Raw genomic sequence first — 19728 nt, 5'->3', positions numbered from 1 at the left:
ATTAGACGGTCAGTGTCAGTTCGCCGTCGCTAATACGGTCAACAATCCGGCCGATAAGCCAAGATGGAACCAAGTATTGGCGGACATACATTTTTATGTAGCCCCGCAATTTCCAAATAACATTCATGTGTAATTAAACCGTGGTCTCCATAGAAAAGGGGTAACTACAGGAAGACGAACGAGACGGGAAAAAGACGAAAAAAATCAAGTAAAAATATCAAGGTAAGTTTAAATACCGATTAAATGTGATATTCAAGCATCACAATCAAAATAATCCAACTGAATATTGGAAATATAAAAACTTAAACTATAGAAAATATTATACACACTTTGTTACCAATCATTATGAAACAAGAAACCCTATTAACCACACATCAAATAAAAGTAAGGGAATAAAAGTGAAAAAAACAGCAATCGCGCTTTCAGTTCTGACAGCGATTACTCTCTCTGGTTGTGGTAGCTCAAGTGATGATAATCCGCCGCCACCGTCAGAAAACAGTCGCTCTATTACGGTTATAGATGGCTACTTAGGCCGCGCTGAAGTGTGTGTTGACCGAAACGCGAATAATGTTTGTGACAAAGACGAATTTCTTGGTATTACCAATGACGATGGTACATTCACAATCCCTGCGGTTGATTCAAATTACCCAGTCTTGACCCGCGCTATCGCAGGTTTTTCTTTAGACAGTGATCGTATTGGCTATGTGCGTAATACTTACGAGATGGTTGCAAATGCAGATTCTAGCGTTGTTACACCATTCACAACGCTGGCCAAATCAGCCAACATGACGGTTGAAGAATTGGCTAATGAACTAGACCTACCAACATCAGTCATTTCTGGTGATTATGTTTCAGCTAAACAAGGTGATAATGCTGAAGATGCAGTGGTTGCCCATGCTCTTGCTCGCAGCCTAGTAAACGAGCTACCTGCAAATGCAGCAGAATTAAATGGTGAGTCGTTAAAAGAAGCAGCGGCTGATATCAATAATGCAATCAGTAGCCACGTGAACGACAACGGCCATGATAGCCTAGATGACGTTGACTTTGTCATTGACAGCAGTGGTGATGTGGTGACCGAAGATGTAATCAGTGACCTACAGTCATATCTGATCGGTGACGAGACGGTTTGGAACATGGTGAGTCTAAACGGATCATACGCTCAAGATGAAGGGATTTTTGCTGTTGAGCTCGATGAAGACAAAATGTGTGTGACAGCTGATATGGGAGAGTTCTGCGCCCTATATTCTGTAGAAGGTAACGTTCTTAGCTTCGACGGTGAAAGTGACGAGTTCATCTACACCTCTTCTAATATTGCCTTTGCTGTACCAGCTGAAGGTGACCTGTCATTCTGGACAACTGATAATCTGATTGATGGCTCTTCTATGGAGTTTGCATCTACCGATTTCAGCGATAAGACATGGTTTATGGTCTTTGATGATGCAACTAACCAAATGCCAGTGCCGATTTTTGTAGAGTTCCAATTTAAGGAAAATGGTCGCATCACCTTCGTTGAAGATGGTGAAGATGATTTCTACGGCGATTGGGCTATCACTAGCGATGGCAACCTCCACATCACATTCGACGATGAAACAGTTGATGACATGCACCCTATGACGTACTCCTACGTTACAACTAATGGGCGCTTGATGATCGTTTCCAATTTGGATCACCATGCAAATGTATTCTCAATCTTTACCGAAGATAAAGCGCTTGCAGAAAACATCATCAAACAATGGGAAGCAACTAACTAGTCTAACTAGTTAAGTGCGATAGTGATGAGAAAGCGCGGTACAACAACCGCGCTTTTTACATAACATGCGCCTCAATCAACCTATCCAACTCCGGACAGGCATGCCAATCATCAGGCTGGGCAGCACCATGCTTCACCGTATGTAAATCCGTATTGGGATACACAAATACATTATGCGGCACACCGGGTTTCACGGTGATCACTTCATTCGCGGTGACCTTTCTTATCTCTAACTCACCCTTAATTAACTCGGCATAGAGAATCGAGCCAGACTGGACAATATAGGTCTCGAAAGTTGTTTGATGAAAATGGCTGTTTTGCCAACGTCCCTTTTCTTCATTCGGATAACGGGTACGGATGTAACCCGAACCATCACAGGATTTCATGCGAGAACGCGTTTCACCATTGTTCATGACTTCGGTGTTAACTTGAAGAATATCGTTGGCTGGAAGATCTACATTACTCATCATGTGGCTAGCCTAAGAGGGACATTCAGCTTGGTATGCCATACATATAAGAAGCCGCGATTAGAGAACCGCGGCTCGACAAAATTAAGAATTAGGTATGTGGTTAGGCTAGATATCTAGCCAATCATTAAAATCGACCCAAGATAAACCTCGGCTTTTCATCTGCTCGACGTAAATCTCATACTCGGCACATTGCGTATCTCGCTCGGTGTTGCGCCAGTTTTTGTCTTCTTTCAAACTCATAAATCCATCCTTGAATCCAAATGAAGGTTGAAGCACCTACGGTCAATTCAGACTATCACTATGAAACAGCATTGAAAACAAGAAGAATGGCTCCTTTGCCAACTTTTTCTACCGCTAATACACCACTTATCATCTTTTTTGTGATCTAACCTCTGTTTTATACTCGGCCGAACATTATCAACCTTAAACAAAGTCTTCTATACGTACTGTGATTTCAAACTGAAGAAATCATTCAACTCTTTAACCAAACCTTTGCGGATTCTGAAGGTACAGACGAAGGAAAAGTGATCGGACGTTTAGCCAGCGAGATATTTGCATCAACAGAAAACGATGACCTTTTCGTCTTTATCGCCATGGAAGAAGATAAAATTGTTGGTAGTATTCTGTTTACCCGCCTGACATTTGAATCAGACAAAACGGCCTTCTTGATGGCACCAGTTGCGGTAGCTACCCAAATCCAAGGCAAAGGTATCGGCCAAGCGCTGATCCAGTTTGGCCTCGACACACTGAAGCAACAAGATATCGAGCTGGCCTTTACGTATGGCGACCCAAACTTTTACAGCAATGAAGACAACTCAGACTATATAAACTGACACCTAACAATCAACATCACATTTATTTGCAATTAAATGTATTTACAACGGCGGCGTTTAGCGTTAGTTTGTCCGAGTCTGCTACTCAGACCGACAATGATTTTCGAAGTATACACCTCACTTCTCGCCAAAGTTAGATGCACCCCAAGAAGATTATCTCTATTACCATTCCGCTGCTGCGCTAAGTTGCAAGCGTTCCGCAGTGATGAGTCAGTGAGTTTGGTGATCTCCTGACGCCCAATAGTAAAGGTCAATGAGTAAACCGGATCAGCCAAGGCTGACAATCCGGCAAGGCAAGCGCTGTTTTCAGCATTTGTACTCAATTTGATAGCCACAAACTCAAAGCAAGTTCCCAATCACTAGCAAACAATGAATACGCTAGTCGGGACAGAATGCAGAGTTTGGGCACGAAGGAAAAAATATGATTTCACATACCGGCATTATCCGCAGCTACAACCCAACTAACCGCACTGGCCTTATCACTTGTGATCTAGGCGGCGACATTCGTTTCTGCGGCGTAAACATTGCCAGCCAAGGCCAACCCGCATCGGGCAGTTTGGTCGAGTTTATGATGGATGACTCGACCAGCAACCTACAGGCTGTAAAAATTCGATTTATTTAATTTTTCGAACCCTCAAAAACCAGCGCTCTAGCCAGAGCGCTGTCATCGATACTTCCAACCTCTCACCAGCTCACGTTTTAGCCACCTGTAAACCACTCTTCCCGCAAGCATTCTCGTTAGCCCAATGCGTTTAGATGCATTATCAACCAATAGTATTCATCAGCACACATATGTTATGTCAGGGCAATGTTAGGTATCGCTTTTTTCTGCTTTGACATCTACCTGCCATCCTAAGCCTCAAAAAATCAAATGTACTTCACAAAATGCATAACTTTTACGCAAGAAAACTGATTTTTTTAGGATCGAGGAACCTTTTTAACACACCCGATGTCTCTTTATGGCAGACTAGCGCCTATTAATGGATGCATAGTGATAAGCATTCCAAAATTCATGGTTATGGAACATGACAACAACGTTCCAGAGCCCGAGAGATAAAGAACCTTTATCCGTAATAAAAATCAGCAATAAAACGACGAGTTCTTTCTACCATGTCTACGCAAAACGCGACGCTTTCTCGAAAGTGGATGTCGACCAAATTTTTAGGGATAGCAGGCTTTTCGCTATTGACGATAGCAGCGCTGCTAACACAAACCACTACGACTCAACGCACGGTCCCACTCAACCTTGCGATCAATACAACCCAATGGTCTCCTAGCGAACAGACTGCTCAGCCAGTTTATGAGCCTCCTCGCTATGCGTATACCATTCAAAAAGGTGACACACTTAGCCAAATTTTCTCCCGGCTGAATATTCCTTTACGCTACATTCAAGAACTGCAAGAAGCCGATCTTAACCATTTGAAGATTGATACGCTGCAACCAGGCAATACCATGCGTTTTTGGGTTAACTCCGTCGAAGGGCGTCTTAATCGCTTGGAGTTGGAGTTTAACATTGCTCAAAAAGTCGCCTACCAACGTGTAGAAGATAATGGTTTTGAGATAGAGGAAATTGCAATTCCTGGCGACTGGGACGATATTATCGCCAGCGGTGAGATCCACGGCAGCTTCTCTGTCTCTGCGCAAAAGGCAGGGCTAAATTCAGCAGAGATCTATGAAATTACTAGCTTGCTAAAAGAGAAGCTTAACTTCTCACGCGATCTCCGTGCCGGGGATAACTTCGAAGTCGTGGTTTCTCGCCAGTCGGTCAACGATACTATTACCGGCCAGCACGAAGTTCGTGCTATCCGAATCCACAGCCGAGGTAGGTCTACCACCGCTTATCTTCACAGCGACGGTAACTTCTACGATTCCAAGGGCGAGAGCCTGCAGCGTGCCTTCCTGCGCTACCCTTATGAACCTAACCGCACTTACCGGGTTAGCTCTAGTTTCAACCCTCAGCGACGCCACCCTGTCACGGGGCGTATTTCGCCACATAACGGTGTCGATTTTGCCACTCCAACTGGCACACCAGTGATCGCAACTGGCGACGGGGTGGTTTCCCAAGTCGTCAACCACCCTTATGCCGGCAAATATGTCGTGATCCAGCACGGAACCAACTACCGTACCCGCTACCTGCATAACAGCAAGATCCTTGTCCGCAAAGGCCAGAAGGTTTCTCGCGGTCAGCGAATAGCGCTCGCAGGGGCCACCGGTCGGGTAACCGGACCGCATATCCACTATGAGTTCCTGATCAGAAACCGCGCGGTAAACCCAATGACAGCCAACATTCCAATGGCCTCGTCGGTACCGAGCAAAGAAAAAGGGCAGTTCAAGGAAACGGTCGCGCTATATGATGAGATGATGGACAACCCAAACCGCTCATTACTCAGTATGGCCGATACCAACCAAGAGCCTGAGGCATAAAAAACAAAACGGGGAAGTAAACTTCCCCGTTTTTGTATCAGTAGATAGCCTCAACTTCGTAAAATACGATTTTACCACCAAGGTGTACTTCCGCATCTTCTTCGACTGTCAAACCAAGCAATGCCTCTCCCAGTGGTGAAGTCGGTGTCACAACAACGACCTCATGCTTTTCTAGCGATACCTTGATCCCCCCCGCCGTTGGCCCAAAGAATATCCATTTTTCATTATCATTCTCGTCAAGGATATGAACTAAGCACCCTAAGACAATTTCATCGTTTGTCTCCGGCAGTGCAGCTTTCAGCTGCTCATAAGCATTGATATCAGCCAAGCACTCAGCCACTCGTTGTGACTGGCCATGGGCAAGGTAAGCGGCTTCGATAGCCAAGGTATCGTACTGGGTTTCCGCCACGCTCTGATCATCAGTCGCAGCACTGTGCGCCTGATCGGCGGCATGCAATGCACTTTGGTAGGCTTGCTGTAAATCGGCGAGAATAAGATCAATGATCTGGGGTTTTAAAGTGGCATTCATGTTGGCGTTGGTATCATACGGGCAAAATCAGAATTAGCCTGAAATAGTAACTCGAATTGGGGTTTATACCAAGTTCCTGCCATGCAGTGCGGGGTTATAACTCTTATGGCTAAGCTTGCGAAACTCGGTTGGCGTCATTTTCATATAGCGCTGAAAGGTTTCGTAAAAGCGGCTACTGGAATTAAATCCAACCGTCAGAGCGATAAAAAAGGCCATCAGAAGATGTGACGGCCAAAGATGCTAAATTGATACGAAATACCCATTTACCTAGCGAGTTTTTGGGTAGGTATACCCAAGTGACTGGGTATACATATCTTTGTTTTAAAGAACACCGATATTTATAACCATAAATATCGGCTTGGTAAAACAAGCAATTTTTATCACCAAGATAAAATAACTTCGCGCCGGATCACCACCGCTCACCGCGGCCAAAACGATATACCAACTGACTAGAGAACAGATCATCATTGGTCGATAACTTTCCGCTGTAAAAGTGCACCCAATCGGCCTGAAGCGCCCAATTGCTATCTAACTGATAATGCAACCCCAATCCACCATTGACCTGAAAAGTCGTGGTATCGCGATCTTTTTCCAGCAGTGTTTCACCAATGCCAGCATTAATATAAGGGCGAACATCATGTTCGGAAAGGAAATAATACTGGAAGTCAAAGCTGTAGTTTTCGTAGGTAATACTTTCACCCGTTAGCTTACTGTCAGTATCAATACGGGTATATTGCAAACGGGAAGACAGCGATGGTGTGTAATACAGACCCAGAGTGATCACCGGTGCCCAATTGTTCTCAATGCCCCACTCTTCATCCAGATCCAGATAACGTCCGCCAACAGAGATCCCGACAATCCCGTAGTCCACAGGATCACTGGTCGTGACGTTTCGGACCCGAGTATAGCTGCGCCGCATTGCCGGGCTGGTTTCCCCCTCTCCGAACTGGAAATTCAGATTAAAATTGAATTGAGTGTCCGTCTGGCCATTTGGCAAAGCAACGTCTTGGTAACCGATATAGCCGGTACCGGCTTTCACGACATCCCGCCCCATCAAATGGTTTACCCCACGGCCTAAGCTATCAACAGGGTCAAGCAAGAACAAAGCGGTGTCTCCCATCCATTCAGAATCCCAGACTTTACCGCCGCCCTGAATAATCTCTCGCTCTTTGTTAAAGGCCCATTCACCATACACCCACCCTAAAACTGGGGTTACCACAATGTCTTGTATGGCTGGGACTTCGGCAAAAGCCTCTACGCCGTACTCCCAATAGAAGGTCGACATCATGAAGGAATAGACAAAGGCATCCCACTGGCGGTATCCCGATTTACGCGCAATTTGATAGTACACGCCACCGAAATAGGGGTGACCAATATAGTTGATGTACCACACATCTCTATCCCATATCGGACCATCCCTTACGTTATCCCACCATTTTTCCAACAAGCGATCATCGCTGGTATCCCAGTTGGAGATATCTTCTGGCAACAAAGCGATAAAGCCCGCCACGCCCACGCCATACCAAAAAATAGATTTGGTTTGTGACCACAAACGGTCTGTGTCTTCACCGTTCTCTCCCGAAAACAGAGCAACATTATAAGGCGAATCATAGACACCAACATTTCGTGGCACTTGCTCCCAGGTGGTATTGGTATATGGAAAATTTGAATAGGTGGAGGTATAGCTTGATTGTTCAGTTTTGGTTGAAGTATTTGAAAGGAATGTGGGCTGCTGTTTTACTTGAGTATGCTCAGCATCATCATTAACGGCATCTGCCACAGCCATTGAGGATGCCAACGCTATTCCCACTGCCATTGATAACCGCATTTTAATCTCCCTTCAACACAACTGTCGGCTCAAGCATCAAAATTGTTATTTTTATTGGCCATTATTTTCAGGTACTTAAAAGCCATGCTATTGAGTATAGTGAATTAAAGTGGAAGAAAATAAATGCTTTTAACCATTTATCAAATCTCAGACCTGTCGCACAAATTTATAATCCCAGGTTCACACAGAAACTCATATCTTTACTTATCACGCTAGCAAGGTGAGTCACTACCGGCTGATCAAGCTGATAGCATCATTGCCTATGCTTTCGGTAACCGCATTGGCAGATACTGTCGGGGAAATATACAAAAAAACGGCAAAGCAAAGCGAATTTTGGCGTGAATATTACATGAATAAAAAAGCCATACTCAGATTATACTCCCGAGTATGACTAACCATTATATTTTAAGTATTATTAAGAATCAGTTATCAAGATAATGAAGCAGTTCAGCAGGTTGACACATATGCAATGCTATTTTTCGAAGATACTCAGCAACAATTTCATCTCCTCCGAGACAGCGCTGGATTAATGCAATAACAGACTCAACCTCAACACCATCATAAATTAATGATGCGATCCACTGATACTCAACGGAATTAACATCTGAGATTGTGTCCCTTCCAATAGATAATTTATCCATTATTCACCCTCAGACTTACGTTTTTCATACCCAACTCAAATAAAATGGGTAACACGATGCATAAAATACCAAAAAAGCATGAACACAGTTAGCAAAATTACAAAAAATTACAAAATTTCAATCACTTGATAGCAGGTATTCGCAACCACCTCTTCCACTTTGCTCATTACTGGGCAATATCTAAGGCGTTATTTTTCACACCATCTTCTTTGGACCAGCAATCGTTCATATAAATAACAGTCGTCAAACGTCGGTTTTCATTACCGCGAAAACAATCAAGATACTTCTGGTAGAAACCCCCTTTCTCGTATTTCGCTCTTGCTTCAACCCTCACTTCCACCCCATGAGCCAACGGCTACTGTCTTTTAATTCACGCCAATCGAGTTCAAACATTCGATGATTAATTACCGCTTGGATGAGGCAACTGACGACTTTTTGATTTTCGTCGTATTCGACGTCTATCACCATGAAATGCTTCTCTCGCCCTTCCACTTCCACTTTGGTCCATTTGCTGCCAAACAGCGATTTGGGGTGTACCCGATTCATGGCAATCTCCTATCAATATCTCATTTATACCCAAGCTACTTGGGTATATAAAACAATACGTAATCTAAACGAGGAAGGTTTACTGCTCAAGGTTCTAGGTTCTAAAACCATTGTGAGAAATTTGTGAGGTTTTTTGGAGAGTCCTGCAATATTTGTTCGCCATAGTGAAGGTAACTCACCAACACAGGGAAAGAACAATGAACAAGACACTCACAGCCCTCTCACTTGCGGCTGCCTTCATAAGCACAGGTCAAACCCAAGCAGCAGAAATTGATGTCACCATCACCAATGCGACCAAAAATATCTACTTTACTCCTTTATTGGTTGCGGCCCACAGCAGCGATATCTTCCTGTTTCGCAGCGGCGAAGCGGCTGGCTCTGAGGTTGAGCAGATGGCTGAAGGTGGAGATATCGGTCCGTTGTCATCCCTCGCCAGCAACGCTGGTGCAGTCGTTGTCTCAAATCCTGCTAGCGGCCCACTTAACCCCGGCGATTCAACCACCGCAAGCATGGATACCGGTGATGCCGACAGCCTTAGCATTACTGCCATGCTACTCCCGACCAATGATGGCTTTGTCGGGCTTGATAGCTGGCCAATCCCAACGACACCCGGCACCTATACCGTGCGTCTGAACGGTTACGATGCAGGTACCGAGGCCAATGATGAACTCGCCACCAGCATGCCTAACCCACCCTTCGTCAATCTAGGTACTGGGGGGAGTGGTGCCGAGACAACCGTGACGAATACCAGTGTTCATATCCACCCGGGTAACCTCGGCGATACTGACCCCACAGGTGGCATCAGTGATATCAGCAGTACAGCTTACCGCTGGCTCAACCCTGTTGCTGTTGTTACTGTTACCGTGAAGTAAGGAGGCAGCATGAAGAATTATCGCTTACTCTTACTCGCCGCCAGTGTCGCACTGTTGGCTGGTTGCCCGACTGATTCGGATGACGATGATCCCGTGCCACCGGAAGAGACACTCGCGACTTTCAGTGTTGAGGTTAAAAACACCTCGGCAAACCAGCCCCTGTCACCACTGGCTGTCATTGGTCATAGTAACGACTACCAGCTATTCACTATCGGTCAACCCGCGTCAGAAGCTCTCGAGATGCTCGCGGAAAGCGGAGATAACAGCACCCTACTTAGCGAACAAGCTGACGGTATTTCGGTACAAGCGGCAGGGAGCGGCGTGATCCTGCCAGCAGGCAGCGATTCTGTCACCGTTACAATAGATACCTCGACATCATCTTATCTCTCGGTGGCCAGCATGTTGGTCAATACCAATGATGCCTTTGTCGCTGAAACCGCGATGGACTTAGCCGACTTGGCGGTTGGCGATACCTTGCGCATCGCCATGCCAGCATGGGATTCAGGTACCGAGGCCAATGATGAAGCCGCCGAGACGATTCCGGGCCCAGCAGCGGGCGGTGAAGGATTCAATAGCGAACGCGATGATAACGACCGTGTTTCATTCCACCCAGGCGTGATCAGCAAAGATGATGGTTTAAGCACATCGATACTGGACGCAACACACCGGTTCCAGTCTCCCGCCGCCCAACTGATCATTACCCGTACCGAATAATGACAATGGTTTCGACAATTCTCATTATTGAGTGAAAGATATCAGTCGTAACCCGGTCATCTGAGGGAGCCAGCTCCTTCAGATGATTGGGTATCACAATGACGCTAGCAGAAAAACAGGTACCAGCCGCTATGATCCTCATCGTAGAAGATGACAATGATCTTGCTGATCTGATCAACATGCACCTGTCCTTCCAAGGGCACAACGTTGTTCGGGTAACGAGTCTACAACAGGCAAGGCAGGCGTTGACTAACCAGTCTTTTGAGCTTCTTGTGCTCGACCGTGGGCTGGAAGACGGTGATGGCCTGAGCTTGTGCCAAGCAATCAGACACCATCAGATAGGCAGCCAGCCATGGCTTCCCGTACTAGTACTGACGGCGAGAGATGCCGAAAAAGACAAAGTAGAAGGGTTAGAGTCCGGTGCGGATGACTACCTCACCAAACCTTTCAGTGTGCTGGAGTTCCAAGCCAGAGTCAGGGCTATGTTGCGCCGCCAGCACTTTAGCAAAGAGGCTGCGAATGATACGGATCCCACCACGCAAAAGCACAATGATAATCGAAGTCATGTCTTGAATTTTGGTGATTTAATCATCAACCCAACAACCCATAAGGTTGAACTCAAACAGGATGACATCTCCCTGACCGCAACCGAGTTTACCCTGCTGCATTTCCTCGCTAAAAAGCCGGGACGCGTGTACAGCAAAGATGAGTTACTCGAAGCGGTTTGGCAGACGCATTTTTCTGGTTACCACCACACAGTGTGTAGCACCATAAACCGGTTAAGAACCAAGCTCAACGCCAGCAACGAAGAGCACAAATACATCCATACCGTCTGGGGTGTAGGGTACAAATTTGAGGCCTGATAAAAGCTCTAAAAGCGCAATCCACTGGAGAAGCAGAAATGAATTTTAAAACCAAACTTGTTCTACTTACCGGTTGTTGGTTTTTGCTCTCCATTGTCGTTATTGGTGGCATGTTCAACTACCAACAAACCTATGTTGAACAGCGCACACAACAGAACCTGCACCGAGAATTAGCCGCGCACATGCGAGACGATAGCCCACTGATGGACGACAGTGACTACAATCCCAAGGCGCTGAAATCTATCTTCCATACCTTGATGCTGCTTGGCCCCGACTTTGAAATTTATTTCCTCGATAACGATGGCAACATTAAAAGCCATGCCGCACCGGAAGGGATCGCCATCAGCCAACAGGTAAACCTAAAACCGATTCGCGCTTTTCTCGCCGACAAGCCTTTTCCAATTTTGGGAGATGATCCACGTAACGCCATCCGCCAGAAAGTCTTTTCTGTCGCCCCCATTAAGGAGGGCAATACAACGAATGGGTATTTATACGTAGTCATTGGTAGCGAGCAGCGCGCCCTAGCCGCCAAGTTGAGCGACATGGATTCCCTCCAACAGTCACCTATTGTCTGGGTTACCTCTGCAGCATTAATACTGGTACTCGGCTTTAGCTTGACGGTATATAGACTCACTAAAACGACCTTACTCAACCCAATAAGGCAAGTCACACAAGACCTTAAGACACAAGCTGAAAATGGCTACCGTCTAAAGCCCGAAGCCATGCTCAATGTGGCAGAACTTAAGCCGATCGCCAAGCAAATGTACCTTATGGCACGTACTATTTCACAGCAATTCCTCCAGCTTGAGCAGCAAGAGCAGAAGCGTCGCGAATTACTGGTACAGCTTAGCCATGACCTCAAAACCCCGCTGGCCAGCGTACTGGGCTACCTTGAGACATGGCAAATTCAAGCCACCAAACCGGACCCATTAATCAACACCGCCCAGCGTAATGCCTTGAAGTTATCCGAACTATTAACCCAACAAATCAAAATCGCCCGTCAGCAGTCTGTGCTCAGCGAGCCAAAATTTGAAGCCTTAAAGCTCGGTCATATCCTTCAGGATGTCATAGATACCATGCAACCTGAGGCTAATAAGAAAAAGGTCGAGTTGACCCTGAACATTCCCAAGCAAGATGTCGTCTTCGGCGATAAACAGTTATTGCAACGGCTGTTTACCAACTTGTTTGATAACGCCATCAGGCACGCACCTTATGCAAGTACGGTACAACTGATGATCAATCCCGAGCCAATAGGACTGGGGATTTCCATGGAAAATGACATCGACCCGCAAGCACCCCAAGGCACGATGGGGCTCGGCACCAAAATCATCCAATCGATTCTGATGTTGCATCAAAGCCAGCTAAGAACCAAACAAGGACAACAGCATTTCGAGCAATCTTTCAGCCTTCCTCTTCCCACCTAGTCACCACTTCTCCTGAAGCGGAATGAGGAAGGCTTTTTTTAACGGCTTTCGCTATATACCAAGAAACGGTTAGGACGAAAGCCTCTCACCCATTTCGCGGGCCATTGCGTCGTCAACCACGGGCTGCACCGTAATATCCATTTCACTATTCCACTTCAGTGCATAGGCTGTGACGGCCTCTATACTGTCAGACTCTACGATGCACACCCCCGTTCCGCTGACTAAATCGTGCCAGCGACCAATCAACCTGATTTCCGGCCCCATCAGCGCCTTATCTTGTTCTTCAGTCAATTTGGAAAAGTGTGCCAGCACCGGATGCAGCCGACCTTGGTATAGCTGCCATGAGATCAGGAAAGTCATTGGATACCTCTTCAATCACGCATCAAACGTGTTGAGAGTATAGTCACAGATACCTCACTCACCTTGATGAGTAAGGTATCTGTTTTTGCAAAATGGGAATCAATTTCGGAAGGGGGGGATCTGATATTAAGTAAGGAGAATCATACCAATCAAAGAAAAACAAAGCGTTGGATATATTGGAAGAACCGAGTACGTTTCATACTACGAATTTTGTCGAGCGCTTCTTCTTCTTTGAGGTGCTCACTGCAGCAAAGAGAGTCAATTTTAGAGCGATCTGTTGTATTCAAACGGTAAATCTCACGCTCAATAATCATCAAGCACTCTGATTTGGTATAGCCCAAGGCTTGCAGCTCATGAACGGCTGGCATATCAATAATGGACAGTTTCATCTGTATCTCTCCTTTAACAGAGAATTTAGAAATACGCCGTTCTAACCAGCATATTTTATGCCGTAACACTTTCTCTTTGTTATGCCCCTCCCAACGCCTTATGCGCCTGACAGACCGTTGACATACTTTTCACTGTCTTTTTGTATAATCTGCCGAAAATATTTTGCAGGATACCCCATGAAAAGCAGCAACTTACTTTTACCGCTACTATTGAGCACGGCACTTGTCGGTTGTGGCTCTGATAGCGGCAACGACAACGGCACGACGCCAACCGATGCAACGCTCAACTTTGGTGTGATAAACCAACTTGACACACCGACGAGTGCAAATAAAAGCCTTGATGTGACAACTGATGACAGTGATACAAACTGCCATCACGATAAATGTCTGAGTGACATTGATGAAGCCGTTATCGCCTTTAATTATGTGTTCTTAAAGAAAGCGGGCAGTAACGGCAGTGACGAGGCAACCTGCGATCAAACTGGTGAATGTGAGGCGTACCACATCACCTTTAAACAAGAAACCAATGAGCTTCGCATGATCGATGTTATGAATGCCAATGGTGATAATGCCTACCCGCTGTTCCAAGACCTGAAGCTATCACCTGGCGACTATGAAATGTGCCTATATATCAATGGTGAAAAGGGTGCTAACACGCAAGTTGAGGTCGATTATGACTCTCACGTCCGTGATATTGACGGCAGCTACCTTCACCTGAGCACACCAAGTCAAGGTTCATGTGCCGGTGCCAAGCCGCCACAAAATGCCCGCCCTAGCGGACGTTTGGTCAGTCAACCATTCACGGTACATAAAGGTTACAACAACCTCGCGTTCTGGTTTAACTTGGAAGAGACACTGCAGTACAACAAAAACCATGACTGGCGCTTCCTCAGCAGTAAAGATTTCGAAATAGTCCATGTCGATGATATCGCTCCACGACTAGGCCATATCCGTGGCACTATTGATATTGATTCAATCCAAAGCCAGTGCCATGAGAACAACTATGACTCCGCCGACGCTGTTTACCTGTATCGTGGGGATACCACTAAAGAACAGATGCTCGGCTTCCATAACCCAAGGCTTGGCAGTGAAGGCGAACGCCGCCCGAAAGAATCTGCTCCGATCGCTGTCCCTCTGATTGAAGACCCATCAGGTTTGCAGGCTAAATTTAGCTTTAGTGACGTTTATGCAGGGGAATATGCGGTTGGCTACACCTGTACCGCGCAATACGATATTGAGGAAACAAACGGTTCAGGGTTTGAGGTCTACGACTCTCGCAACAACATCATCGTCGAGCCAGGGCGTATGACAAGCGTGACGTTTTCTTTTTAAGTAGCGGATACAACCTTCTTTATAACTAACCATTAATTCAATGAAAAGGCCGCATTGCGGCCTTTTTACTGTCCGGAGCCAACATCCCATTAACTAATATTGATCTCACCATTGCGGACCAATTTGCAAAACTGCGAGTAGTCGTGACTGTAGACACAAAATGCCTGCGGCAAGGTCGTCCCAGATAAGAAATTATCGAACGCTTTACGGGTATCGTCGGGTAAACCGGTAGGGTCAACGACTTTGAAAGGGACATCCGGTATCGAAAACTCTGCAAGCTCGGGTAACAGGGAGTCAAAATCAGTAGCCATAGAATCATCACCTTCAACAGTTGTGTTCATGATGCCTTCTGAGTATAGCCAATCTCCTATTTCCAATAGTTATGTTTTCTTACCGTGTATCTTTTCAATCAGATAATCGATGAACCTTTTTTGGGTACTGGCTAAAATCGTCTTCATAAGGATCGAAATAAACCACATCCAGATCATTAAGTGGTGTGGGCTCGCTATGACCATGCAGCTTATCCCACACCAAATTACGGACAAATCCTGCCGCTAAATAGCATTGCGGTAAGTTCAGCAGCCGAACGCATTCAAGTGCCTTCAACCTGGTTTCATCTTGTTTCAACCACTCAGGGAGCTGCTCATTAGCCCGTATCAATCACCATTTCCTTAAAAGATGTCCTGAAAAGATCCTTTAAACAATTTTGATCCCCACCGGCATCGCACGCTCTGGGGTCAGCAAAAACTGCGATCTTGTACTTTTTAGATACGTATATCGATTTAAGTTAACTAGAGACATAATGTTAACGATAGAGGCATATAAACCCACATCTCCAGCCAGAGTGCAACCATTTTATAACAACATAGTTGAATGCGCATTTATCCCCGTAAAGAGTCGTGTTTACTTCACCCTTAGTACCGCTACTTTATACCAATCTGGATAAATCTCTAACATAGAGAACAGCGATTTTACCAGCAAGACTGATCAAAGATTTATGTATGTTGGTATTAGAGGGTTTGAACCCTAGATTCCAAACGCAAAAAAGCCGCTGATTGCTCAGCGGCTTCTTCTAATGTGGCGGAGAGATAGGGATTTGAACCCTAGATACGCTACAAACGTATGCCGGTTTTCAAGACCGGTGCTTTCAACCACTCAGCCATCTCTCCGTTGTGCGGCGTATAATATAGAGGTTTACTTAAGCTGTAAACCCCATAAAAACCGTATGGTTATCATTTCCACAATACACCCCTAACAAGGCTACTTTATGTTCTCACCGTATTTCCAACAGGATGACGAGAACGTTAATGAGTACTTATCACTCACCAATATCCTTCTTCATGCTTTCAGGCCGCGCCCGCTTAGGGTAATCATAATAAAACATAGTCCCCTGCTCTTCGGCAATGGCTTGCCAGCAGTCGACCTCAAAGCCGAACACCACCACACCACAAGTGGGTATATTGTCTTCTTTGAAGCCGAACATTTGGGCCAGTACCGTAATAGCAGGGTTATGGCCCACCAGCATCAACCTGTCTACAACATCGGTGGTTTCACGAATGATATCCATGAGTTCAAACGCTGATTCAGTATAAATCGTTGAATTTGATTCAAGCTTAGGACGAGAAACCAGGCCTTCAGCAAACAGATAACCCGTTTGGGCAGCGCGCAGCGCCGAGCTGGTGACAATTAACTGTGGCCCCTGCTGCCAGCTATTCAGTCGATGGACCATCTTCGGAATATTTTTCAAGCCTCGATTATTAAGAGGCCGTTCGTGATCATCTAATGATGGGTCGTCCCATCGAGATTTCGCATGACGGACTAAAAACAATAATTTCATTGCTCTCCCCTTATCAGAACAGGCTGATCCCCTAGCCACTCCAGCTCGAAATCCGCCAAACTCATACAGCACGCACCTAGCTACATCCTAAATGCTTGGTATTAGTATATGAAATTCAACAAAGATGATTGTTTCGATTACAAAAAAGGCTGCCATTATGGCAACCCTACATGTGTATAGAGTAATTTAACTCACCGCTACATGGCTGATTTCACCGCCCGAGCCAAACGATCAGCGGCTTGTTTGGGATCAGCTGTTTTGGCATTGAAAAAGTTGCTGACCACATCAAAAATAGCGGCTTGGACATAACTGGTTGTCGCCAACCCCTGAGAAACACTCGGCACCAAGCCACCGGATTGGCTGCTTTGCTTGAACACCTCCAGTGAATCTTTGGCACACTGATCAAATTCAGCCAAGTCCATGTCCATCCTGACCGGAATTGAGCCTTTACTGAGGTTGAATGAAAACTGGAAATCCTTATCCAGTATTGCTCTGGCTAAATCCTTCTGCGCTTGACTGTTGGCTTCATCGGTTAACTTAAAGAAAGCAAAGCTATCGATATTGTAGGTAAATAATCCCTGCGTTCCCGGCGCAGCCATACACAGGTAATCTTGCCCCGGAATTTTTCCGTCGGCTTCGAACTCGCCTTTGGCCCAATCCCCCATGATTTGCATCGCGGCTTCACCACTGCTTACCATGGCCGTTGCCGAGTTCCAATCACGTCCCCGGTAACTCGTTCCGACATAATCACGCATACGGCGGAACTGGGTGAAGACATCCACCATGTTATCGCCACCAAGCACCGACATGTCGAGCTCAACAAACGCACGCTGATAATCAGCAGGGCCCAATACCGCCAAAGCAACCGCTTCAAATAAAGTCACGTTTTGCCAAGGCTGTCCACCATGAGCCAAGGGAACATACCCGGCTTTCTGGATTTTCTCAGCGGCAACAAAAAATTCATCAAGCGACTTAGGAACATCAACCCCGACTTTGGCAAACACCTTTGGGTTGGCCCATAGCCAGTTCACTCGGTGAATATTGACCGGCACAGCCACATAGTCACCGTCGTACATCATGATTTGACGGGCGACAGGCGGAAGGATCGTTGACCAATGATCGGCTGCGGCGACATCATTTAAGTCGGTCAGAAAACCCAATCTTCCCCACTCTTGAATATCATGGCCTTTGATTTGTGCTGCCGAAGGCGGATTGCCCGATACCGCGCGGGTTTTTAACACGGTCATTGCGCTTTCCCCACCGCCACCAGCAATGGCAAAATCCTTCCAGTGATTACCTTGGGCTTGGATTTTTTCTTTCAGCAAAGAGACGGATCGGGCTTCACCTCCAGAAGTCCACCAGTGCAAGACCTCTACTTCTCCAGCAGAAGCTGAACCACCGACAAGCATCAATAAACCCGATATCAAGGTGTGTTTCATGTTCATTGCTTAATCTTCTTTCAACAAACGGGGAATATAAACTTTCACTTCCAAACCGCCATCTACCGCATTATGAATAGCCATGTCGCCGCCATGAGCGTGAATGATATTACGGGCTATTCCTAACCCCAAGCCATGGCCTTCCTCATCTTTTGCGACACGCACGTAAGGTTCGAATACCGACTCAAGTGACTCTTTGGGAATCCCCGGACCTTTGTCTTTAATAATTAGGATCAACGAGTTTTTATCATCAACGATGATCAATCTTACCTCATTGCCATATTTCACCCCGTTATCAATCAGGTTGCTAAAGCAGCGCTTGAGAGCAAGCGGCTTACCCGTCAGCGGGGCGATTTTCATTTGTGGGATCACCACCCTCGTTTGATGATGATTATGGCGCTCGGCAATGCTATTAAGCAGCTCTCTGAGATCCACTTGGGCAAGGTTTTCATGCAAGTCAGTGTCTTTTACCGTTTGCAGTGCACCTTTGACCATCATCTCTAACTCATCAAGATCATGGTTAAATTTCTCGACCTTACTATCATCATCAATCAGCTCAGCACGCAACCTCAAGCGAGTGATCGGCGTTTTCAAATCATGTGAAATAGACGAAAACAAATGCTCACGGTCATCGATATAACGCTGCACCCGAGACTGCATCCGATTAAATGCTCGTGTCGCCGTTACCAGCTCCGTCGCCCCTTCTTCTTTTAGTGGCGGCTGATAAATATCAAAACTCATGGCATTCGCCGCATTCGCCAGCCGTTTCAATGGCTTGGTCTGGCGCCTGATCATCAAGAAAGTGAACACCAACAGCAATGCGGTCATGAACAGCATAAACACCAATTGCTGACCGGTTATGATTTTATCTTCCAAAGTCACATAAGGTGCCGGCAGCAGGGCTGCGATATACAGCCACTCATTTTTAGCCAACTCCAACTGCACCACCAAAATCGGTGGGTTAAAGGGTTCGAGGCTGAGAGTATAATGCGCCCAAGAGCGAGGAAGATCGCTGAGCAAAATATCATTTTTCAGGACGTGCAGGGTTTCTGGGCGAGAGAACTCCACCCGGATCACATCAAGTAGAGGAAGCTTCTCGCTGAGCACGTCCTCGAATGCGCCGACCGCCGTTTTCTTCATCAAAGATTCTGGGATGGGATCAATCAAGATCTCTTCCTGATTGAAGGATACAAAGAATCGCGTACCCCCCATATTGCGCAGCTGATCCAGCACAATATGACGGTATTCCAAAGGCAGGGATTGGAAGAAAGTCACGGTCGAGGCAAACATGTTGGCCATGCTGGCCGAAGCCGACTCCAAGCCTTCCAAATCACGCTGCTTCGATTGCCCATACCAAATACTGGTCGCGATAACCTGGGCAAGAAAGACCGCCAGCAGGGTAAACCAGAGTGTGCGGGCTAACAGGGACTTTGGCCACCACTTTCGAATATTCATAGATAAAACCACCAGCTGTGCG

At 46.2% G+C, this 19728-nt stretch carries 22 protein-coding genes, 1 tRNA gene and 3 pseudogenes; 9 read left to right on the top strand and 17 right to left on the bottom strand.

The genetic code is table 11. From position 1 onward, the window contains the following. Position 1: 1 nt before the first annotated feature. Positions 2-127: a hypothetical protein gene (locus NHN17_RS11305; protein ID WP_255042599.1), complete on the bottom strand. Its 126-nt coding sequence runs from the start codon at positions 125-127 to the stop codon at positions 2-4. Positions 128-398: 271 nt separating this feature from the next. Here NHN17_RS11305 and NHN17_RS11300 point away from each other — a divergent pair, with 271 nt between their 5' ends. Then, positions 399-1751 (top strand): hypothetical protein, encoded by a 1353-nt coding sequence (locus NHN17_RS11300; RefSeq protein WP_255042598.1) that lies wholly within the window; start codon positions 399-401, stop codon positions 1749-1751. 55 nt (positions 1752-1806) lie between these two features. Here NHN17_RS11300 and NHN17_RS11295 read toward each other — a convergent pair whose 3' ends face one another. Together NHN17_RS11295 and NHN17_RS11290 are read right to left on the bottom strand one after the other, a co-directional pair. Beyond that, the gene (locus NHN17_RS11295) at positions 1807-2220 is read right to left on the bottom strand and encodes a cupin domain-containing protein (RefSeq protein WP_255042597.1); all 414 of its coding nucleotides are present in this window, start codon (positions 2218-2220) and stop codon (positions 1807-1809) included. A gap of 105 nt (positions 2221-2325) precedes the next feature. Further along, positions 2326-2460, bottom strand: a complete 135-nt coding sequence (locus NHN17_RS11290) for a hypothetical protein (RefSeq protein ID WP_255042596.1) — start codon at positions 2458-2460, stop codon at positions 2326-2328. A 227-nt stretch (positions 2461-2687) separates the two neighbouring features. Between NHN17_RS11290 and NHN17_RS11285 the strand changes: the two genes are divergently transcribed. The 3 genes from NHN17_RS11285 to NHN17_RS11275 all read left to right on the top strand — a co-directional run bounded on the left by NHN17_RS11285 (position 2688) and on the right by NHN17_RS11275 (position 5477). Next, positions 2688-3053, top strand: coding sequence for a GNAT family N-acetyltransferase (locus NHN17_RS11285; RefSeq protein ID WP_309243484.1), 366 nt, complete (start codon positions 2688-2690; stop codon positions 3051-3053). Positions 3054-3474: 421 nt separating this feature from the next. After that, positions 3475-3675 carry a hypothetical protein gene (locus tag NHN17_RS11280; RefSeq protein WP_255042594.1) on the top strand — a complete coding sequence of 67 codons (201 nt, stop codon included), beginning with the start codon at positions 3475-3477 and terminating at the stop codon, positions 3673-3675. Between the two features lie 488 nt (positions 3676-4163). Next, positions 4164-5477 carry a peptidoglycan DD-metalloendopeptidase family protein gene (locus NHN17_RS11275; protein WP_255042593.1) on the top strand — a complete coding sequence of 438 codons (1314 nt, stop codon included), beginning with the start codon at positions 4164-4166 and terminating at the stop codon, positions 5475-5477. Positions 5478-5514: 37 nt separating this feature from the next. On the opposite strand, the gene NHN17_RS11270 is transcribed toward NHN17_RS11275, so the two are convergent. The 6 genes and pseudogenes from NHN17_RS11270 to NHN17_RS11245 form a co-directional block, all read right to left on the bottom strand. Next, entirely contained in the window at positions 5515-6006 is a 492-nt protein-coding gene (locus NHN17_RS11270; protein WP_255042592.1) for a GreA/GreB family elongation factor, read from the bottom strand. Positions 6007-6069: 63 nt separating this feature from the next. Next, a pseudogene (locus NHN17_RS11265) lies at positions 6070-6210 on the bottom strand (AraC family transcriptional regulator); the annotation flags it as partial. Between the two features lie 205 nt (positions 6211-6415). Next, positions 6416-7834 (bottom strand): DUF3943 domain-containing protein, encoded by a 1419-nt coding sequence (locus tag NHN17_RS11260; RefSeq protein ID WP_255042591.1) that lies wholly within the window; start codon positions 7832-7834, stop codon positions 6416-6418. A 422-nt stretch (positions 7835-8256) separates the two neighbouring features. Continuing rightward, positions 8257-8475 (bottom strand): hypothetical protein, encoded by a 219-nt coding sequence (locus NHN17_RS11255; RefSeq protein ID WP_255042589.1) that lies wholly within the window; start codon positions 8473-8475, stop codon positions 8257-8259. Positions 8476-8677: 202 nt separating this feature from the next. Continuing rightward, positions 8678-8791: pseudogene (locus NHN17_RS11250) on the bottom strand (2OG-Fe(II) oxygenase); the annotation flags it as partial. Between the two features lie 14 nt (positions 8792-8805). Further along, entirely contained in the window at positions 8806-9021 is a 216-nt protein-coding gene (locus tag NHN17_RS11245; protein WP_255042588.1) for a TIGR02450 family Trp-rich protein, read from the bottom strand. A 197-nt stretch (positions 9022-9218) separates the two neighbouring features. Between NHN17_RS11245 and NHN17_RS11240 the strand changes: the two genes are divergently transcribed. From NHN17_RS11240 to NHN17_RS11225, 4 genes are all read left to right on the top strand, one after another. After that, positions 9219-9893, top strand: a complete 675-nt coding sequence (locus tag NHN17_RS11240; RefSeq protein ID WP_255042587.1) for a spondin domain-containing protein — start codon at positions 9219-9221, stop codon at positions 9891-9893. A 9-nt stretch (positions 9894-9902) separates the two neighbouring features. Next, positions 9903-10607: a spondin domain-containing protein gene (locus NHN17_RS11235; protein ID WP_255042586.1), complete on the top strand. Its 705-nt coding sequence runs from the start codon at positions 9903-9905 to the stop codon at positions 10605-10607. A gap of 98 nt (positions 10608-10705) precedes the next feature. Further along, the gene (locus tag NHN17_RS11230; RefSeq protein WP_255042585.1) at positions 10706-11470 is read left to right on the top strand and encodes a response regulator transcription factor; all 765 of its coding nucleotides are present in this window, start codon (positions 10706-10708) and stop codon (positions 11468-11470) included. Between the two features lie 38 nt (positions 11471-11508). Beyond that, the gene (locus tag NHN17_RS11225) at positions 11509-12894 is read left to right on the top strand and encodes a sensor histidine kinase (RefSeq protein WP_255042584.1); all 1386 of its coding nucleotides are present in this window, start codon (positions 11509-11511) and stop codon (positions 12892-12894) included. A 69-nt stretch (positions 12895-12963) separates the two neighbouring features. On the opposite strand, the gene NHN17_RS11220 is transcribed toward NHN17_RS11225, so the two are convergent. Beyond that, positions 12964-13269, bottom strand: a complete 306-nt coding sequence (locus NHN17_RS11220) for a DUF3303 domain-containing protein (protein WP_255042583.1) — start codon at positions 13267-13269, stop codon at positions 12964-12966. A 134-nt stretch (positions 13270-13403) separates the two neighbouring features. After that, complete coding sequence (locus NHN17_RS11215) at positions 13404-13643, bottom strand: hypothetical protein (RefSeq protein ID WP_255042582.1); 240 nt, start codon at positions 13641-13643, stop codon at positions 13404-13406. A 177-nt stretch (positions 13644-13820) separates the two neighbouring features. On the opposite strand from NHN17_RS11215, the gene NHN17_RS11210 reads away from it, so the two are divergent. Beyond that, the gene (locus NHN17_RS11210) at positions 13821-14975 is read left to right on the top strand and encodes a DUF4382 domain-containing protein (RefSeq protein ID WP_255042581.1); all 1155 of its coding nucleotides are present in this window, start codon (positions 13821-13823) and stop codon (positions 14973-14975) included. A gap of 89 nt (positions 14976-15064) precedes the next feature. On the opposite strand, the gene NHN17_RS11205 is transcribed toward NHN17_RS11210, so the two are convergent. The 6 genes and pseudogenes from NHN17_RS11205 to NHN17_RS11180 form a co-directional block, all read right to left on the bottom strand. Continuing rightward, the gene (locus NHN17_RS11205) at positions 15065-15316 is read right to left on the bottom strand and encodes a hypothetical protein (protein WP_309243483.1); all 252 of its coding nucleotides are present in this window, start codon (positions 15314-15316) and stop codon (positions 15065-15067) included. Between the two features lie 106 nt (positions 15317-15422). Next, positions 15423-15635: pseudogene (locus NHN17_RS11200) on the bottom strand (nucleotidyltransferase family protein); the annotation flags it as partial. A 418-nt stretch (positions 15636-16053) separates the two neighbouring features. Beyond that, positions 16054-16144, bottom strand: a tRNA-Ser gene (locus tag NHN17_RS11195). Between the two features lie 149 nt (positions 16145-16293). Continuing rightward, positions 16294-16812: a SixA phosphatase family protein gene (locus NHN17_RS11190; protein WP_255042580.1), complete on the bottom strand. Its 519-nt coding sequence runs from the start codon at positions 16810-16812 to the stop codon at positions 16294-16296. A gap of 197 nt (positions 16813-17009) precedes the next feature. After that, positions 17010-18257 (bottom strand): ABC transporter substrate-binding protein, encoded by a 1248-nt coding sequence (locus tag NHN17_RS11185; protein ID WP_255042579.1) that lies wholly within the window; start codon positions 18255-18257, stop codon positions 17010-17012. Positions 18258-18260: 3 nt separating this feature from the next. Then, positions 18261-19706, bottom strand: coding sequence for an ATP-binding protein (locus NHN17_RS11180; protein WP_255042578.1), 1446 nt, complete (start codon positions 19704-19706; stop codon positions 18261-18263). Positions 19707-19728: the final 22 nt, after the last annotated feature.

The sequence above is a fragment of the Photobacterium pectinilyticum genome (assembly GCF_024357955.1).
In the GTDB taxonomy this organism is placed as follows: Bacteria; Pseudomonadota; Gammaproteobacteria; order Enterobacterales; family Vibrionaceae; genus Photobacterium; species Photobacterium pectinilyticum.
The sequence above is the reverse complement of the archived record's forward strand: the minus strand, read 5'-3'. Positions and strand labels throughout refer to the sequence as shown.